Raw genomic sequence first — 15,483 nt, 5'->3', positions numbered from 1 at the left:
TTAAAACTCCAAGAGTTTGTCCAAGCCTACAGTCAGCCCCTTAAGGCCGCGCACCTTCTGTGCCGCGAGCACTACACCGGGCATAAAGGACTCACGGTTCAGCGAATCGTGACGGATGGTCAGCGTCTGGCCCAAACCGCCAAAGATAACTTCCTGATGCGCTACATAGCCGGGCAGACGTACGCTGTGAATATGCATCCCCTCGTAATCAGCACCGCGGGCGCCCGTGAGTTTTTCTTTTTCGTCAGGATGCCCCTGCTTGTGCTCTGCACGGACTTCGGCAATCATGGCTGCCGTCTGCACAGCCGTACCGGAAGGTGCATCGAGCTTATTGTCATGATGGAGCTCGATGATTTCCACTTCCGGCATGTATTTGGCCGCCTGTTTGGCCATAACCATCATCAACACAGCCCCGATAGCAAAATTCGGTGCAATAAAGGCCGGTGTATCATTTTCTTCGGCCAGCTTCTTAATCTCTGCCTTCTGCTCATCGCTAAGGCCTGTAGTTCCCACCACGGGGGAAACCTTAGCCTTCAACGCCGTCGTTACATTATGAAATACCACATCCGGACGAGTGAAATCAATCATAACCTCCGGTTTAATACGGTCCAGTGCTGCCTGTAAATCCGTCTCTACCTTTACGCCATTGGCTTTAAGACCGGCCAGCTCGCCGCAATCTGCACCGCCTGTAATGTCCACGGCACCAACCAGCTGCAAGTCTTCTGCTTCCTGTACGGCCTTCAGCACGGCACGGCCCATACGGCCGCATGCACCGTTCACTAATACTGTTACCAAAACACACGCCTCCTATGCTTGTCAAAGCTAGAAATATTGTATACTATGTCTATGCGTTATGTCAAGATGTTCTCGACTAAAACACATTAGATATCGGTGATATTTTCAAACTGCTCCTTGTACTGCAATGCCAGAATCGGCAGTACATCCTGCCGTTCTGCCTGACTGGCCACTGTTTCCTGAGCTGCCTGCCGCGCTTTCAACAGGATATCCATATCATTTAAGACATCGGCTACCTTCAAATCCGGCAGGCCATGCTGCATGGAACCAAAGAATTGCCCCGGCCCGCGCAGGCGCAAATCCTCCTCCGCGAGCTTAAAGCCGTCGCTTGTCTCCGCCATAATTTTGAGCCGTTCGCGGGCGCTTTCGGTTTTCATTTCCGACACAAGGATGCAGTAGGACTTATATTCCCCTCGTCCAATGCGCCCACGCAGCTGATGGAGCTGAGCAAGGCCAAAGCGCTCCGCATGCTCCACCACCATAATGCTGGCATTGGGCACGTTGACGCCCACTTCGATTACCGTCGTGGATACCAGAAGCTTTATCTTATTGTCGTAGAAGTCCTGCATGACCTGTTCCTTGTCTGCCGCCTTCATCTTGCCATGGACCAGACCACAGGGCATATCCCGGAAGATGCCGTAGCGCAGTTCATCATAGACTTCCTCGGCTGAGGGCAGTTCGCTTTCCTCATTCATTTCAATCAGTGGACAGACCACATAAGCCTGCCGCCCCGCAGCCAGCTGCTGATGAACGTAATCGTAAATCAAATCCCGCTTGTCGGGCTTCCTCACGAAAGTGCGGATAGGCTGACGCCCCGGCGGCAGCTGCTGAATCAATGATACATCCAAATCACCGTACACGGTCAACGTCATGGTACGCGGAATGGGCGTTGCCGTCATGACCAATACATCCGGCATCAACCTGCCCTTCTTCTCCAACTCCGCCCGCTGGGCAATACCGAAGCGATGCTGTTCGTCCGTCACCACCAAGCCCAGCTTTGCAAACGCCACACCTTCCTGAATCAGCGCATGGGTACCGATGACGATATCCACCTCCTGGGCAGCAATCCGGGCATACATTTCCTCCCGTTTCTTTTTCGTCAGCCGCCCCGACAAAAATCCTACATGAATGCCTAAAGGTTCCAACTGCTTCACAAAACCTTCGTAATGCTGGCTGGCCAGAATTTCCGTAGGCGCCATAAGCGCACCCTGATAGCCGTTCTCCACCGTCTTAACCAGTGCCAGCATGGCGATTACCGTTTTACCGGAGCCAACATCACCCTGTACCAGCCGCCGCATGGGCAGAGGGCTTTCCATATCCCGCTGAATTTCCTGCCAAGTGCGGCTTTGGTCATCCGTCAACTGAAAGGGCAGAGATTTTACAAGCCGCCCCACCAGTTCACTGCTAAGCAGATGACGGATCCCCTTACTGTGCTCACGCGCCTGCCGTTTCAAGAGCAACAGCCCGCACTGAATCAGATAGAGTTCCTCAAAGGCCAGATGATTCCGCGCTTCTTTTAATGCCGCAAAGTCTGCGGGGAAATGAATGTCCTGCAAAGCCTTCCGCCTGCTCAGTAAATGATAACGTTCCGCTACACTTGCAGGAATCAGTTCACGAATGCTTAGTTCCTCCGTCAGCAGTCCTCCAAGCACTTTGCGGAAGAATTTCTGATTGAGTTTTTCCGTGGCCGGATAGACCGGCATAATCCCCGTCATGTTTTCCGGTTCTTCTTCCTCATCCAGAATCTGGAAGCTGCTCAGCTGACTCATGGCAAACTGTCCCCGGCCGCCATAAGCATATGCCGCCTTCCCGGTCACAAAAACTTTTTTTCCTACCTTTAATTTGCTTTTCAGATACTTTTGGTTAAACCAGGTGACCTGCAATATTCCCGTACCATCACCAATCAGGGCCATAAGGATGCTCATGCCCCGCCTGCCTCCCTGCCGTTCGGAGACATTCATAATCGTGCCCGCCACCGTGGCTTTTTCCCCGGCCTGCAGCTCAGAGATTCTCGTGAGCACGCTTTGGTCCTCATAGGTGCGGGGGAAATAGGTCAGCAAGTCGTAGACCGTAAAGAGTCCCAGGCGGTTAAGTTCAGCCTTTTTCTTCGGCCCCACACCCTTTACATATTGTATTCCGTCCGTCAGTTGCAAAAAATCACATCCAATTAATCATTCTGTGCTATATATTCGTTCTCTTAAAGGAGATTCCTGCATAAGAAAAAGCCCTTCACACTGGAAAGGCTTCTTGTTAAACTGCTTTGAATTCTTCTTCCGCATAACCAAAACGCGTGGTGAGGCGGTAGATAATCCGGCTGTCCTTGGCACTGCGGATGGTAATATGGTCGATATCCCGAAGCATGCTCTTAATATCCATCACCGCAGCCATGCTGCTGATGTAATCCGTAGCCCGCTCCATGGTCATCTTGTGACGCTCTGGCGCTAAGGCCCCTGTATGATAAATGTCCATGCAGACCCGTTCATCCCGGTCCACAAAGTGACGGCACAGTTCCGGTTCCCAGGCATTGCTGATTTTCTTGATACGTTCAAAGTACTCCATAACTAAAGATTATCACCTCGGGTATTTTTACATAGGATAAAGTTATGATAAAAGACAGAATAATTTTATCATGTCCGGATTTGACCTGTCAAGACAGTACCTCATAAAAACAGAGCTGCTATCGCACAGCTCTGTAAAAGCTTACTTTATGCATTTGTAACCTCCTGCCTTGCGGATATTGCGCTTACGATTATGCCGATAACGCATCTTGTTCCATTGGTTGATATAATACTGTTTCATTTTACTCGCCTCCCTGATTGTTATCTCATTTCCTCTTCTAACTATATATACGATTGACATTCACTTTTGTTACAAATTATGTGTATCGGAGACGAAAAAAGGATATAAAAAAGGGGCTGTTGCATGAGTGAGAAATTACTTATGCACAGCCCCACTTGCCCCGCGGGTGCTCAAGTCTTCGCCCTATTTCCGCGGGGGGGTGCAGGGGTGCCAGTGGCACGCCTGCTTTCCTCCTTCCAGCACTTAGTCACTGCACCAGACAGACCGCCCCGGGCACAAGCCGTCACAGGCAACGGGTGTCCGATTGCTCGGGTGGACAGGCCTGTCCCCTCGGAATGCCACTGGCATTCCTCGATGCATCCGACACGGGGCACGAAAAACAACGCTTTTTCTTCGTTTTCATTCCCTCTGAATTCTGTCATTATGTGCTGGCGGGATTTTGATTCATATTTAATTATGAATCATTCTTTCAGCTGCATAGAAAAGAGAGCACATCTGATGATATGCCCTCTGTCTATGTCTTAGCCTATATCGCTATTATTTACCAACACAAGCGCTTGCGTTTTGTGTTTCATCTACATTTGCTGCCATAGAATTTGCATTACTGTCATGGCAACGAGGGAAAGGACGAGGACGACCAATCAGTGTGGTCTCATAAGCTTCCATGGGCTAACCGTGGGCTTTTTAGGGGGCTTATCCTTTTTAAGAAATCTAAGGAATTTAGGGAGTTCCACTTTCCCCCCAGCTACCTTGTCCAGTTCCATATCTTCCATCTGATTCATGAGCTTTTCCATTTTATTTTCCTCCTCACAATCTTGAGTGTTGTTTTTGCTTTCTGTTCTTTATATCCCCGAAGTAGGGAAAGTGTGTAGGGAGCACATCTGATGATATGCCCTCTGACTGGTTCTTCAGCCGCACTGCGGAGGTTAGACATTCTTACAAAGTTTGCTAATCAGTTTTAATAATCTGTCATATTCCACCATAGCGTCAATATAAGCCTCAGTTAATTTTCTAAATGTCTTTGCAACCGGATTAACGATTTGTTTGGTACCTTCTTTGAGAATATCAAATAAACCTCCACCAGCTACCATGTCCAGTTCCATATCGTCCATCTTGTTCTTGAACTTCTTTTCCATTTTATATTCCTCCTCCACATCTTAGGGGGTTGTTATCTTGCTTTCTGTTCTTTATATCCCCGAAAGCGAAAAGTGTGTATTGATTTTGAAATAATTTTTGTAATGCTTGACATTATCAATCGTAAGTATAGACAAAGGTAAACAAAGTCAACTAAGCACACAAGAAAGGGGTTGTCAAAAATGATGGACAAGAAAGAACTTAACGTAATGGAGAAGAAAGAACTGGAGTTTATGGAACTGGACAATGTGTCTGGTGGCAGCTGGTGGGATGACCTTGTAGACGTCGTTACTTATGACCTCGATGACTTGATTGATGACATTTTCTGACTGGCAAATTCAAAAAAGGTGCTGTGATAAAAGTTTCATCTTTCTCACAGCACCTAATTTTGTGTCTGGTGGCAGCTGGTGGACACTCTCCTTTAGAATTCGCTATTCGCAACTTCACCATTTGCCGGAAGAATTGGCTGTTTAGTGCATCAACTAAAGGAGCGGCTGCGAGTGCTGCCGTTTACAGCATAGTAGAAAACAGCAAAGCCAATGGCTTTGATTCTACTCATAGCTTTATGCGCCTGACCTTATTCTCCTTGTAGCTGTAAAAGAGGTTATCCCCCAGTATCATATGGTCTAATACTGGGATTTCCATAATGATAGAAATATCATCGCTTGAAATGTTATATTTTAAGGAAATTGCTCTTATGCGATTTTCACAGCTAAGACGGTTTACCTCGGAAGTGTAGCCTACCGTTTTTTCGCCACGCATTCATAACCCACGCAACGGCAAAGGACGCCCTTCCTCATTGGGCGGGCGTCCTTTGACATCATCTTCCCGCTGGGTTATGATCACATCCCAAAACGGCAATTTTTTTCATCAGTCAAAAACTTTAACCCTCTCGCTGATGGGCATTTTCTCAATAGGCTGCGGTGGTGCCAGCGGTGCACCAAAGACCATCTGAGCCACCAGGCTCCAGCTTTGGGGCACATCAAAATGAGCTTTGACCTTCTCATCAATCAAAGGATTATAGTGCTGGATATTGACTCCAAGCCCCATGCTGGTCAGTTGTGTCCAAATGGCAAACTGAAGCATGCCGTTGGCCTGGGATGCCCAAATGGGGAAATTTTCCGCATAGGGTGGGTATTTGCCCTGCAGTTCCTTGACGGCATCTGTCTCCTCAAAGAACAGAACTGTACCATAACCCGCTGCAAAGCTGTCAATCTTCTGCTCAGTGGCTCCAAACTTGTCTGCAGGCACAATGCGTCGCAAAGCTTCCTTCGTTATGCTCCAGACCTTCTCGTGATGCTCCCCCATGGCCAGGACAACCCTGGCCGACTGCATGTTGAAGGATGACGGCACTTCCTGGGTCATCCGCTCCACCGCCGCGACAATCTGCGACGGCAATACTGGTATTTCCTTCCCCAAAGCGTAATTTGTGCGACGGTTGATGACCGCCTCCTGAAAGCATTTCACGGCTGTTCCTCCTAACATAGATTCTCTGAACACAGGGTCGGCCCACACCATCGCTGGTCTTGACCTCTTCTAATTAATGTTCTATGTTTTAGACATATTTCCTTCCTGTTTCAAGACTTTTTGTCATCAGATGCAAATTCTTGAAACAGCCACATCCTGACTTAGGAATGCATTGCCATCAGACTCTTCCCTATGATAGGATATTGGCAAATTTGAAGGGAGGAGTTCTCATGATTCATATCGGTTGCCATCTATCAGCAGCCAAAGGGCTTTTGCCACCGAGCAGTATATCCACGGAGGTGGAGAGACAATGTCATTAAGTTAGTGGCATGAAAAAATGCTCTAAGCATAGACACCATGCAGGATTCAGGGTAAAAAGTCATGAGAAACATCGACTCATCGTAAAAACGGCATGGCGAATAAGCGGTCAGAGGCCGCTTAAAGAAGTTATTCTACACAACTAGCAGCCGTTCGGGATCAGATGTTATCTTCACGGCCAAAGACCTTCTCACTTTACCCTCCATGGGGAATTGGACCCCGGCGGACTGGTAAAGGAGAAGGTCTTTTTTGAAAAATACAAAGTAGGCTATACAAAAAAGAAGGACTATTCCAAATTTCGTGACCCAATTATATCAGACTTTTTCCCCCCTATAATAATAACTCAAACTTCCCACATAGAAAATACTAACGGCTCCTTGAAAACCGTATATCTCAAGAGATAAAATCCTCAGGCCGCCTGCAATAGGCGCTGCAAGGTGCTGCAAAGATAGGGGGACAAGGGGCTTGGCAGCCCTCCCTGCGGTCGGGACGACTACGGCGGCCAGCGAGATAGGAGCAGGATAACTCGCGCCGCCGTACCTCCTGCCCGCTGTGCCTCGATATGACCAGAAGGGCTAGTTGCAGCCTGCTCGTCATTCATGCGATTGGTTTGTGTCCGTCTGCTCGGGTGGACAGGCCTGCCCCCTCGGAATGCCACTGGCATTCCTCGATGCATCCGACACGGGGCACGAAAAACAACTCTTTTTCTTCGTTTTCATTCCCTCTGAATTCTGTCATTATGTCCTGGCGGGATTTTGATTCATATTTAATTATGAATCATTCTTTCAGCTGCATAGAAAAGAGAGCACATCGGATGATATGCCCTCTGGCTATGTCTTAGCCTATATCGCTATTATTTACCAACACAAGCGCTTGCGTTTTGTGTTTCAAATACATTTGCTGCCATAGAATTTGCATCATGTTTGCGAGGGCGACGGATTTCGAATCCACCTCTTCCTCTCCCACCAGCTACCATGTCCATTTCCATATTGTCCATCTTGTTCATGAGCTTTTCCATTTTATTTTCCTCCTCCACATCTTAGGGTGTTGTTATCTTGCTTTCTGTTCTTTATATCCCCGAATGCAAAAAGTGTGTAGGGTAATAGAAAAAAACTTTGTAATGCTTGACCTTATCAATCGTAAGTATAGACAAAGGTAAACAAAGTCAACTAAGCACAACAGAAAGGGGATGTCAAAAATGATGGACAAGAAAGAACTCGATATTATGGAACTAGACAATGTGTCTGGTGGCAGCTGGTTGGACGATTTGATTGATTTCGGTCAGGATGCAGTTAAAGAAATAGCCCCGTATATAGAGGAATATCAAGAGTATCTGCCCTTACCAAGATAATCGCCTTTCTCCATCCAAGGGGGCGCAAAAAAGCTACTGTACAAACTCGACATGTGCAGTAGCTTCTCTTTGTATCCAGTTTTTATCTATACCTTATGACTTGTTTGCGTTCTACATGATACTCTTTAATCGGACGATTCGGACGACGATTATCAGGATAAACGTACCGCTTGCCTCCAGTCACCTTATCCAGTTCCATATTGTCCATTTTGTTCATGAGCTTTTCCATTTTATTTTCCTCCTCACAGTCTTGAGTGTTGTTTTTGCTTTCTGTTCTTTATATCCCCGAAAGCAAAAAGTGTGTAGGGTAATAGAAAAATTTTTTCGTACAGGCTGCGTAAGGGCTTTCTCCGATATGGGAAGGCTCTTTTTTGTGGCAGAAAAACGGGGGATTATTGCCAGTCATCATGAAGTTGTCAATATTAGTTGACACTTTTTTTACAAGAAATTTGTACTATGCTACTGCCTGTAGAGAATCATAGTAATTCTCAAGTTTCACCTTGGAAGGCATCCCTCCTATGGCGGAGCATATACGGCGATTATTCCAATAGGATTCATAATAACGCCAGACAAGACTTTTTACTTCACATACACTCATCTTGGTGGTATCGTAACGGCCATAGATAAGTTCCTCCTTATTTGACATAGTGCACACGCTGCTCATCAAAACGGTCTGGCTGGGGGTTTTTCTCCGCAAATCTTCTTTGTAACAGCAGAAATCCAGCTCTTATGCCAGACAAGATGAAGAAGTATCCCCACGGCCATGAGATAGCCGCTATATGTATGCACCGTAACAAAGGGGCCTTTTGCCTCTCTACCGCCAGGAATCAAATGGAAGTCCAGCAAAAGGCCAGTGGCTATGCAAGCAAGTCCGCTAAGGAATAGCAGCCAGTCAAGGCAGTAATTCTTTTTCATGATAGTCCATCCTTTCTCAGTTGGTATAACCTGTAGCTTTGGCTTTGTCGTACCACATCTGTGCTGTATCCATATCTTTGGCCACGCCAAAGCCGTTTTGATTTCAGCAATAAAAAAATCGACGCTCCCTAAAAAGGGCAGAAAGCTACTTCAGCTATCCACGTCGATTTTCTGCCACCGAAGCGGCACGGCTCCTACACAGCCGTATATGCTATTGTGGATACTATATCATATTTGTTTAACTGGGGCAATAGTTACCTAAAAGATACTATGTATGGAAAAGGGAAGTATTTTCTGAAGCCCAGGCGAGGAAGAACAACAGACCGAGCACACACAATGCGGTAAATCCCATAATAATCAACTCCTTTTCGTGCAGGTTCGGCAGATTAGCAGGACAATCCTTTCTCCGATTCGAGGAAATTTCCTTGCGCACAAAAAAAGAGAGCACATCTGATGATATGCCCTCTGTCTATGTCTTAGCCTATATCGCTATTATTTACCAACACAAGCGCTTGCGTTTTGTGTTTCAAATACATTTGCTGCCATAGAATTTGCATTACACATTAATTTTATGACCACCACCGATAGGGAGTTTTCCGATAGGGAGTTTCATTTGTGTTTCATCTACATTTGCTGCCATAGATTTAGAATTATCTTTTGGGCGACGGATTTCGAATCCACCTCTTCCTCTCCCACCAGCTACCATGTCCATTTCCATATTGTCCATCTTATTCATGAGCTTTTCCATTTTATTTTCCTCCTCACAATCTTGAGTGTTGTTTTTGCTTTCTGTTCTCTAAAACGGCAGTAATTCTCTCAATCTCTTTACAACCGGGTTAGAGACTTGTTTGATAGCTTCTTTGAGAGTATCACATAAACCTCCACCAGCTACCATGTCCAGTTCCATATCGTCCAGCTTATTCATGAATTTCTTGTCCATTTTATATTCCTCCTCACATCTTAGCGTGTTGTTATCTTGCTTTCTGTTCTTTATATCCCCGAAAGCGAAAAGTGTGTAGGAGAAAATAAAATTTTTTGCTTCCCCTCATAACTTTATCCGCCTGACCTTATTCTCCTTATAGCTGTAAAAGAGGTTATCCCCCAGTATCACATGGTCTAATACTGGGATTTCCATAATGTCCCCGCAGAGCATTAAATGCTGCGTTACCTTTATATCCTCCTTGCTGGGCGCGGGCCTGCCGGACGGGTGGTTATGAGCCACGATAATCGCGGACGCTGAATAGCCCATTGCATCACGGAACACTTCCCGGGGATGTACCACCGCCCCCGACAGGCCACCCACCGATACAACAGACGTTCCAATTAGACGGTGATGGATGTTCAAGGCCAGCAGTTCCCCATGACTTTTCATAATTATGTCCCAATCTTTGTTCCACATGCTGCGACATGACATGGCCAGCCGGATGAAGGGCACCCACATGTTTGACCTCAAAGATATACAGACACAACTTGGACATTCCAGCATCCAAATCACCATGGATATATACCCATATTGACGAGGAACAGAACCAAAAAGTCAGCGGCTGGCTGGCTGGCGGCGTAAATGACCTGCTAAGTGGCAGGCAAATTCATTAACAACATAATTACACAAGAAACAGGAAAACATTTGATATTGCCGATTAAATTCTGGTGGTAGTCATGTTGTAGTCAAATTCTTAAATTTGCATAGCAAAAAGGCCCCGTGAGAATCTCACGGAGCCTTGAATTACAAGTGGTGCCGGCGATCGGACTTGAACCGATACGTTGTTGCCAACGGCAGATTTTGAGTCCATTTTTGCAAGTTACATTATTCATTATTTCTTCATGACACCTTATGGAATAAGGCGCCTCAACTTTTGAGTATTGCATATTTTATCACAGTTTTATATAAAGTATCAGTATCGTGACTACAAATTGACTACATTGTTTTTCGTAGGAATGGCGTATTATTTAATTGTGTGATATATTTTTGACCTGTCAAATTTTGGCAGGTTCTTTTTATGCAAAATGACTGTTTTTCATCTGTATTATATTATAGGAAGAAATGTATTACCCGCCCAGCGGCGCTCCCTGCTTTGGTGGACGCTGGCGCTTATCTGCGACCTTCGACCGCCGCTTAACTGCCAGCGTCCACGTCGCAGAGGAACACCGCCCCCACCCTCATCCCTCAGCATAAGAAGCCATCCTGTTAGGCGTGTCCGGACTGTCCGCCTCCATTCCCTCGTTTCTCCCTCCGGAAGTTCTGCCACTGACGTGCCACCAGTGTCCGCCCTTCCTCCTTCCGGCACTCGGCCACTACGCCGGACAGACCGCCCCCGGGCACAACCCGATACAGGCAACGCGTGTCCGCTGGCTTGGGTGGACAGCTGCGCCGTCCACGCCGCCAGAGACACCTATAATTGACCAGTCAATCTTGATATTGGTAAACACTTTTCAAAAGCCAATGCGTAAAGGGGCTATTGTGGCGGGACGTGCTGGCGCACCTCCCGCGCGAAACTTCTCGGCATCCGCAGGCCGTTCCGTTGTCGTTCATCCGTAACAGTAAGAAGGACGGCACAGCGGGCAGGAGGCCGTCTCTGCACATGGACGCGTCCGCGTCCATTCTCCGCCCCCTTTCCCCCTACGGCCCCGACAAGCGGGGCCTACCCTCTTTCCTCCGCTTTCCTGCCCTGCGGTGCTGTGGCTCCTCGGTCAGGCGGGGAATAAGGTGCTGCGAAGATAGGGGGACAGGGGGCTTGGCAGCCCTCCCTGCGGTCGGGACGACTACGGCGGCCAGCGAGATAGGAGCAGGATAACTCGCGCCGCCGTACCTCCTGCCCGCTGTGCCTCGATATGACCAGAAGGGCTAGTTGCAGCCTGCTTGTCGTTCATGCGATTGGTTTGTGTCCGTCTGCTCGGGTGGACAGGAAACCTGTCCACTTCGCAGCAGACACTTTCCGTTGCTTTTGTAGACAAGAATATAAAAGAAACTGGTTCGCTCATCCAGCAAGTAAGAATTTACTCTGTCAATCCGGGGCGGACAGTCTGCCTCCATTCCTGCGGCCTTCCAGTCGTCAGTCTCCAGCCCTCACGGGTACTCAGGTCTTCGCACTATTTCCGCGAAGGTTGGAACCTTCCTCCTTCCAGCACTTAGTCACTGCACCAGACAGACCGCCCCGGGCACAAGCCGTCACAGGCAACGGGTGTCCGATTGCTCGGGTGGACAGCTGCGCTGTCCACTTCGCATCCGACACAGAAGTTCCAATAGTACACCCCTTGCCGGGATGAACATCCGGCATGATACGGATTTTGCTACCTTACCTTTTATTTCTTCCATAACTGTACACTCCTTCGCATTTCAATTCAATTCGTTCCGCCCACAGCCATACGCCGTCGCAAATTATATAGTGCCTGCAAAATTGCAAGATCTCGTTCATTTCCTTGTTGCTTGATTAGATGTTTTAATCTTTCCGTCTCTACCTTTGCATCCTTACTCCCCAAATTTGCTGCCTTAACAAACCACTGCAATGCTTTGTCACAATCGCGTTTCAACCCTTTTCCTTTATAATACATAAAACCTAATGCCCTCATAGCTTCTGTGTTTCCGGCAAATGCGGCTTCGAATATGCGTCGTCCATCAGGTATGATATATGATAATTTGCTCTTTTCATCTGGAAAATTCATCCAATAAGGTGCCGACAAACATTGCTTATTGGATTTACTTATCAATTCCTCCAATCTAAGATAATATCCCTCCACGATTCTGCTATCATCCAAAGCAAGCAATTCACTTAAATTCATCTCATCTACTTCTTTAATGTAGGGAATCTGTTCAACAGGAATATTTTCAAGTTCACTCAGTTCTTCATCAGACAATGGATTTAGTGTGTCTGGTTCTATCACTAAGTTGTTATACTTAGCCCAAAAACAGCATATATGATTCACATCGTTTTGTAATTTGTGATTGTATTTACCCAAGGCTTGCACTATATGGCATTTTCTTTGTATTTCTATACATGCTTTATATCCTGATTTACTAATTAGATATACAATAATGGATTTATGATTTATCACCCTGTCTCGATATGTTGCTACACAGTTATTAAATACTGCTCCAAGTTTTGGAAGCATTCCCGTGTTATGTACCAGCCTAAATTCATATTCTCCAATTTTGCATTCGTAGGCCAATATTTTCTCATCATACTTTATCTTAGTATGTTTCCAATTTTCAGATAAAGAAGTTACTTCCATGCTAATTGCATCATGTACATATTCTGTTAGGCCATCTCGCAGCAACCGTGATTTTACTTCTTCTGACAAGTCATTATGATACTGATAAAAAGGCATGATAATATCCCATTGGAGTTTCGACATCTCTCTTTTAGCAGATACATAATACAGCCACTTCAACATCTTTTTTTCGCCCTTCTGTTTCATCAACCATTGACAGTAAAATTCTACTGCTTTCCAACGGTCTAGTGCATCATTCTCGGTGCGCGTTGTTCTTTTTTCAACCGGATTATAATAAAACTTATTGAGATACATATTTGCAATGCAATCATCAAGATAAAAGAATTTTTGCATAAAATTTATATCTTTGATATTCCATTGCTTAAATATCATATACCACACAAGCGAAAACGGGTTATATGTATACGCCTTTCGCAAACTCTTGGGAGGATTTATATCCAACAACTTACAAATTATCTTATAATTATCTTTCTCTTCGTAAGGAAAGATTTTATCAAAACCATCGTCACCTATCTCGCAGATATATTCCCAAAAGAAATGCTTCAAAAATACAATGTTTATATCAAACGGACGTTCTATAAATGCTTTTATCTTACGGTATCCTTTGATTTGACTTAACACACTTGGTCTTATACCATAAACTAATTTTACGCTCTCCCTCATAGCATTTAATGCCAAGTCAACCACTACATCTGGAATGTCAACTTCATTTAATTCTGTCCAATCTTTTTTATAAGAACCAAGCATTTTTGAAATTAGATATTTTTTCTTTATTATATCTATTGAAAATGCAAAATTGTACCAACTATGTTTTCTTTTGAAGCCCACATAATCCATATCTAAAACATCCGCTGCAATATTTATGCTTGAATATGGATCTCGTTGAAATATTCTCCATCGATATGGAACAAAATTATAGCGATATTGATTATATCTAGATTTTTCTGTAATTTTCTCTATCCCAATAAGCCCTTCAAATACACACCCATCAACAGATATAACTTTACCATCATCTGCAAACTTTATATCTTCTATTTTTTGATGCTTATGACAATAAACTCTTAATCCATTTACATTTTCGTTTTCATATCCAATCCGTTCCACCAATGGCACAATCGGTAATTCTTCTATATTTTTTTCTACAAAATCAGTGTTAGTACATTGTACCCAATCCTTTTTTTCATAGCTATATTGAAAAGCTATATCCAACATACCAACACCTCCTAATCCTTACTGGAAATGTTCTCCCTATTTATATTATACCAATAACGTTTCCCTTTGTGGTCGCTTTGCAAGCGACATTTCATGATTTCCGCTCCCCCAGTATGGGAAAACCATAATAATCCAACACCTCATTGATGATATTTATATCATACTGCTTGTGCTCAATGAAGTACCGAATTATCACATCGTCTTTGTTGCCGCCAGATAAGGCAAAGCCTGCCCTGCTTAGCAAATCATCTGCTGCCGCTTTATCCAGTTCCAGGGCTATTACTATGGCTAGGGCGGTGTTTTTGCTTGGCTTGTAGGATTTTTCCTTCCGCATTTTGGAAAACAGCCGTCTGTCAAGATTGGCCCTTTTATATACGTCTACATCGGACAATCCTTTTTGTTTGATAACCTTCCACAAGCGCTGGGTAAAGGTATCCTCCATGTGCGCAAAGATAAAATCAAACTTGTTCTTCAAACGTTCTGACCAGGATTCCTTGTTTATAACGGAGACAGAAAATCTGACATCCTTGAACTGTTCCCTTATTTTATTTTGCCGGTCAGAGTACCAATAGTGTTCTTCTACATATTCAGCAATATCCTGAAGCAGCCTGTTTTCCATGCCATATCCCCTTCATTTCTACTACAACTGCATAATAGTTCTATAAGCGAACACAAAATTCCTTTAGGAATCAAATCCTTCCCCATGTTCGCTTAGTAGCTCATTTATCATAATTGCTAGAACACTTAAATAAGCACGCATATCAAGGAGGCTGTGAGGCAGCCTCCCTTTTTATGTCCACGCCATGTCAGGCCTCGATTTTTATTTAATTACAAATCATATTTTCTGCAGGCACAATAAACGAGAGCACATCTGATGATATGCCCTCTGTCTATGTCTTAGCCTATATCGCTATTATTTACCAACACAAGCGCTTGCGTTTTGCGTTTCAAATACATTTGCTGCCATAGAATTTGCATCATGTTTGCGAGGACGAGGACGAAGTTTTATAGACCCCCCAGATACCTTGTCCATTTCCATAACATCCATCTTGTTCATGAGCTTTTCCATTTTATTTTCCTCCTCACATCTTAGCGTGTTGTTATCTTGCTTTCTGTTCTTTATATCCCCGAAAGCAAAAAGTGTGTAGAAGAAAATAAAATTTTTTGCTTCCCCTCATAACTTTATCCGCCCGACCTTATTCTCCTTGTAGCTGTAAAAGAGGTTATCCCCCAGTATCACATGGTCTAATACTGGGATTTCC

22 protein-coding genes are annotated in these 15,483 nt (G+C 45.1%); 4 read left to right on the top strand and 18 right to left on the bottom strand.

Features of this window, described 5'->3' with window-relative positions; translation table 11 throughout:
* From dapB to T320_RS00040, 5 genes are all read right to left on the bottom strand, one after another.
* Complete coding sequence (gene dapB, locus T320_RS00055) at positions 1-795, bottom strand: 4-hydroxy-tetrahydrodipicolinate reductase (RefSeq protein WP_037351793.1); 795 nt, start codon at positions 793-795, stop codon at positions 1-3.
* Between the two features lie 86 nt (positions 796-881).
* Positions 882-2,948, bottom strand: coding sequence for an ATP-dependent DNA helicase RecG (gene recG, locus T320_RS00050; protein WP_037351791.1), 2,067 nt, complete (start codon positions 2,946-2,948; stop codon positions 882-884).
* A gap of 97 nt (positions 2,949-3,045) precedes the next feature.
* Entirely contained in the window at positions 3,046-3,354 is a 309-nt protein-coding gene (locus T320_RS00045) for a hypothetical protein (protein WP_026760917.1), read from the bottom strand.
* A gap of 881 nt (positions 3,355-4,235) precedes the next feature.
* A complete protein-coding gene (locus T320_RS14475; protein ID WP_155266740.1) occupies positions 4,236-4,388 on the bottom strand; it encodes a hypothetical protein in 153 nt (50 codons plus the stop codon).
* A 132-nt stretch (positions 4,389-4,520) separates the two neighbouring features.
* On the bottom strand, positions 4,521-4,730 hold the full coding sequence (locus T320_RS00040; RefSeq protein ID WP_037351789.1) for a hypothetical protein: 210 nt from the start codon (positions 4,728-4,730) through the stop codon (positions 4,521-4,523).
* 180 nt (positions 4,731-4,910) lie between these two features.
* On the opposite strand from T320_RS00040, the gene T320_RS14470 reads away from it, so the two are divergent.
* Entirely contained in the window at positions 4,911-5,057 is a 147-nt protein-coding gene (locus T320_RS14470) for a hypothetical protein (protein WP_155266741.1), read from the top strand.
* 541 nt (positions 5,058-5,598) lie between these two features.
* Here T320_RS14470 and T320_RS00030 read toward each other — a convergent pair.
* Both T320_RS00030 and T320_RS14465 read right to left on the bottom strand, forming a co-directional pair.
* On the bottom strand, positions 5,599-6,195 hold the full coding sequence (locus T320_RS00030; protein ID WP_026760919.1) for a nitroreductase family protein: 597 nt from the start codon (positions 6,193-6,195) through the stop codon (positions 5,599-5,601).
* 1,171 nt (positions 6,196-7,366) lie between these two features.
* A complete protein-coding gene (locus T320_RS14465; protein ID WP_156032671.1) occupies positions 7,367-7,531 on the bottom strand; it encodes a hypothetical protein in 165 nt (54 codons plus the stop codon).
* Between the two features lie 180 nt (positions 7,532-7,711).
* On the opposite strand from T320_RS14465, the gene T320_RS14460 reads away from it, so the two are divergent.
* A complete protein-coding gene (locus T320_RS14460; RefSeq protein WP_156032670.1) occupies positions 7,712-7,864 on the top strand; it encodes a hypothetical protein in 153 nt (50 codons plus the stop codon).
* Positions 7,865-7,946: 82 nt separating this feature from the next.
* Here the strand turns inward: T320_RS14460 and T320_RS14455 are convergent, their stop codons facing one another.
* From T320_RS14455 to T320_RS00015, 6 genes are all read right to left on the bottom strand, one after another.
* On the bottom strand, positions 7,947-8,093 hold the full coding sequence (locus tag T320_RS14455) for a hypothetical protein (RefSeq protein ID WP_155266745.1): 147 nt from the start codon (positions 8,091-8,093) through the stop codon (positions 7,947-7,949).
* 225 nt (positions 8,094-8,318) lie between these two features.
* Positions 8,319-8,510, bottom strand: coding sequence for a transposase (locus T320_RS14450; RefSeq protein WP_072305687.1), 192 nt, complete (start codon positions 8,508-8,510; stop codon positions 8,319-8,321).
* 17 nt (positions 8,511-8,527) lie between these two features.
* Positions 8,528-8,779 carry a DUF4405 domain-containing protein gene (locus T320_RS00025; protein WP_026760923.1) on the bottom strand — a complete coding sequence of 84 codons (252 nt, stop codon included), beginning with the start codon at positions 8,777-8,779 and terminating at the stop codon, positions 8,528-8,530.
* 556 nt (positions 8,780-9,335) lie between these two features.
* Positions 9,336-9,527, bottom strand: coding sequence for a hypothetical protein (locus T320_RS00020; protein WP_026760924.1), 192 nt, complete (start codon positions 9,525-9,527; stop codon positions 9,336-9,338).
* A 48-nt stretch (positions 9,528-9,575) separates the two neighbouring features.
* On the bottom strand, positions 9,576-9,719 hold the full coding sequence (locus T320_RS14445) for a hypothetical protein (protein WP_155266747.1): 144 nt from the start codon (positions 9,717-9,719) through the stop codon (positions 9,576-9,578).
* Between the two features lie 105 nt (positions 9,720-9,824).
* Complete coding sequence (locus T320_RS00015) at positions 9,825-10,151, bottom strand: JAB domain-containing protein (RefSeq protein WP_231465805.1); 327 nt, start codon at positions 10,149-10,151, stop codon at positions 9,825-9,827.
* A gap of 4 nt (positions 10,152-10,155) precedes the next feature.
* On the opposite strand from T320_RS00015, the gene T320_RS15090 reads away from it, so the two are divergent.
* Together T320_RS15090 and T320_RS15020 are read left to right on the top strand one after the other, a co-directional pair.
* Positions 10,156-10,296 carry a tyrosine-type recombinase/integrase gene (locus tag T320_RS15090; protein ID WP_369793416.1) on the top strand — a complete coding sequence of 47 codons (141 nt, stop codon included), beginning with the start codon at positions 10,156-10,158 and terminating at the stop codon, positions 10,294-10,296.
* A complete protein-coding gene (locus T320_RS15020) occupies positions 10,250-10,375 on the top strand; it encodes a hypothetical protein (protein WP_255327074.1) in 126 nt (41 codons plus the stop codon). Before T320_RS15090 ends, T320_RS15020 begins: the two co-directional genes overlap by 47 nt.
* A 1,167-nt stretch (positions 10,376-11,542) precedes the next feature.
* On the opposite strand, the gene T320_RS14760 is transcribed toward T320_RS15020, so the two are convergent.
* From T320_RS14760 to T320_RS14440, 5 genes are all read right to left on the bottom strand, one after another.
* Positions 11,543-11,734 carry a hypothetical protein gene (locus tag T320_RS14760; protein WP_197019334.1) on the bottom strand — a complete coding sequence of 64 codons (192 nt, stop codon included), beginning with the start codon at positions 11,732-11,734 and terminating at the stop codon, positions 11,543-11,545.
* Positions 11,735-11,856: 122 nt separating this feature from the next.
* Positions 11,857-12,057 (bottom strand): hypothetical protein, encoded by a 201-nt coding sequence (locus T320_RS14755; RefSeq protein WP_197019333.1) that lies wholly within the window; start codon positions 12,055-12,057, stop codon positions 11,857-11,859.
* Positions 12,058-12,121: 64 nt separating this feature from the next.
* Positions 12,122-14,221, bottom strand: a complete 2,100-nt coding sequence (locus T320_RS00010) for a tetratricopeptide repeat protein (protein WP_037351781.1) — start codon at positions 14,219-14,221, stop codon at positions 12,122-12,124.
* A 91-nt stretch (positions 14,222-14,312) separates the two neighbouring features.
* Positions 14,313-14,840: a helix-turn-helix domain-containing protein gene (locus T320_RS00005; RefSeq protein WP_037351780.1), complete on the bottom strand. Its 528-nt coding sequence runs from the start codon at positions 14,838-14,840 to the stop codon at positions 14,313-14,315.
* Between the two features lie 294 nt (positions 14,841-15,134).
* On the bottom strand, positions 15,135-15,290 hold the full coding sequence (locus T320_RS14440; RefSeq protein ID WP_156032669.1) for a hypothetical protein: 156 nt from the start codon (positions 15,288-15,290) through the stop codon (positions 15,135-15,137).
* Between the last annotated feature and the right edge of the window lie 193 nt (positions 15,291-15,483).

It is taken from the genome of Selenomonas sp. FC4001 (assembly GCF_000701565.1).
Taxonomy (GTDB): domain Bacteria; phylum Bacillota; class Negativicutes; order Selenomonadales; family Selenomonadaceae; genus Selenomonas_A; species Selenomonas_A ruminantium_B.
This window is presented reverse-complemented; position numbering and strand designations above follow the sequence as displayed.

Excerpts from the sequence above, each read along its gene's own strand:
- T320_RS00045 (WP_026760917.1), bottom strand. The coding sequence starts at position 3,354 with ATGGAGTACTTTGAACGTATCAAGAAAATCAGCAATGCCTGGGAACCG.
- T320_RS14475 (WP_155266740.1), bottom strand. The coding sequence starts at position 4,388 with ATGGAAAAGCTCATGAATCAGATGGAAGATATGGAACTGGACAAGGTA.
- T320_RS00040 (WP_037351789.1), bottom strand. The coding sequence starts at position 4,730 with ATGGAAAAGAAGTTCAAGAACAAGATGGACGATATGGAACTGGACATG.
- T320_RS14470 (WP_155266741.1), top strand. The coding sequence starts at position 4,911 with ATGATGGACAAGAAAGAACTTAACGTAATGGAGAAGAAAGAACTGGAG.
- T320_RS14465 (WP_156032671.1), bottom strand. The coding sequence starts at position 7,531 with ATGGAAAAGCTCATGAACAAGATGGACAATATGGAAATGGACATGGTA.
- T320_RS14460 (WP_156032670.1), top strand. The coding sequence starts at position 7,712 with ATGATGGACAAGAAAGAACTCGATATTATGGAACTAGACAATGTGTCT.
- T320_RS14455 (WP_155266745.1), bottom strand. The coding sequence starts at position 8,093 with ATGGAAAAGCTCATGAACAAAATGGACAATATGGAACTGGATAAGGTG.
- T320_RS14450 (WP_072305687.1), bottom strand. The coding sequence starts at position 8,510 with ATGTCAAATAAGGAGGAACTTATCTATGGCCGTTACGATACCACCAAG.
- T320_RS00025 (WP_026760923.1), bottom strand. The coding sequence starts at position 8,779 with ATGAAAAAGAATTACTGCCTTGACTGGCTGCTATTCCTTAGCGGACTT.
- T320_RS00020 (WP_026760924.1), bottom strand. The coding sequence starts at position 9,527 with ATGGAAAAGCTCATGAATAAGATGGACAATATGGAAATGGACATGGTA.
- T320_RS14445 (WP_155266747.1), bottom strand. The coding sequence starts at position 9,719 with ATGGACAAGAAATTCATGAATAAGCTGGACGATATGGAACTGGACATG.
- T320_RS00015 (WP_231465805.1), bottom strand. The coding sequence starts at position 10,151 with ATGAAAAGTCATGGGGAACTGCTGGCCTTGAACATCCATCACCGTCTA.
- T320_RS15090 (WP_369793416.1), top strand. The coding sequence starts at position 10,156 with ATGTCCCAATCTTTGTTCCACATGCTGCGACATGACATGGCCAGCCGG.
- T320_RS14755 (WP_197019333.1), bottom strand. The coding sequence starts at position 12,057 with ATGCCGGATGTTCATCCCGGCAAGGGGTGTACTATTGGAACTTCTGTG.
- T320_RS00010 (WP_037351781.1), bottom strand. The coding sequence starts at position 14,221 with ATGTTGGATATAGCTTTTCAATATAGCTATGAAAAAAAGGATTGGGTA.
- T320_RS00005 (WP_037351780.1), bottom strand. The coding sequence starts at position 14,840 with ATGGAAAACAGGCTGCTTCAGGATATTGCTGAATATGTAGAAGAACAC.
- T320_RS14440 (WP_156032669.1), bottom strand. The coding sequence starts at position 15,290 with ATGGAAAAGCTCATGAACAAGATGGATGTTATGGAAATGGACAAGGTA.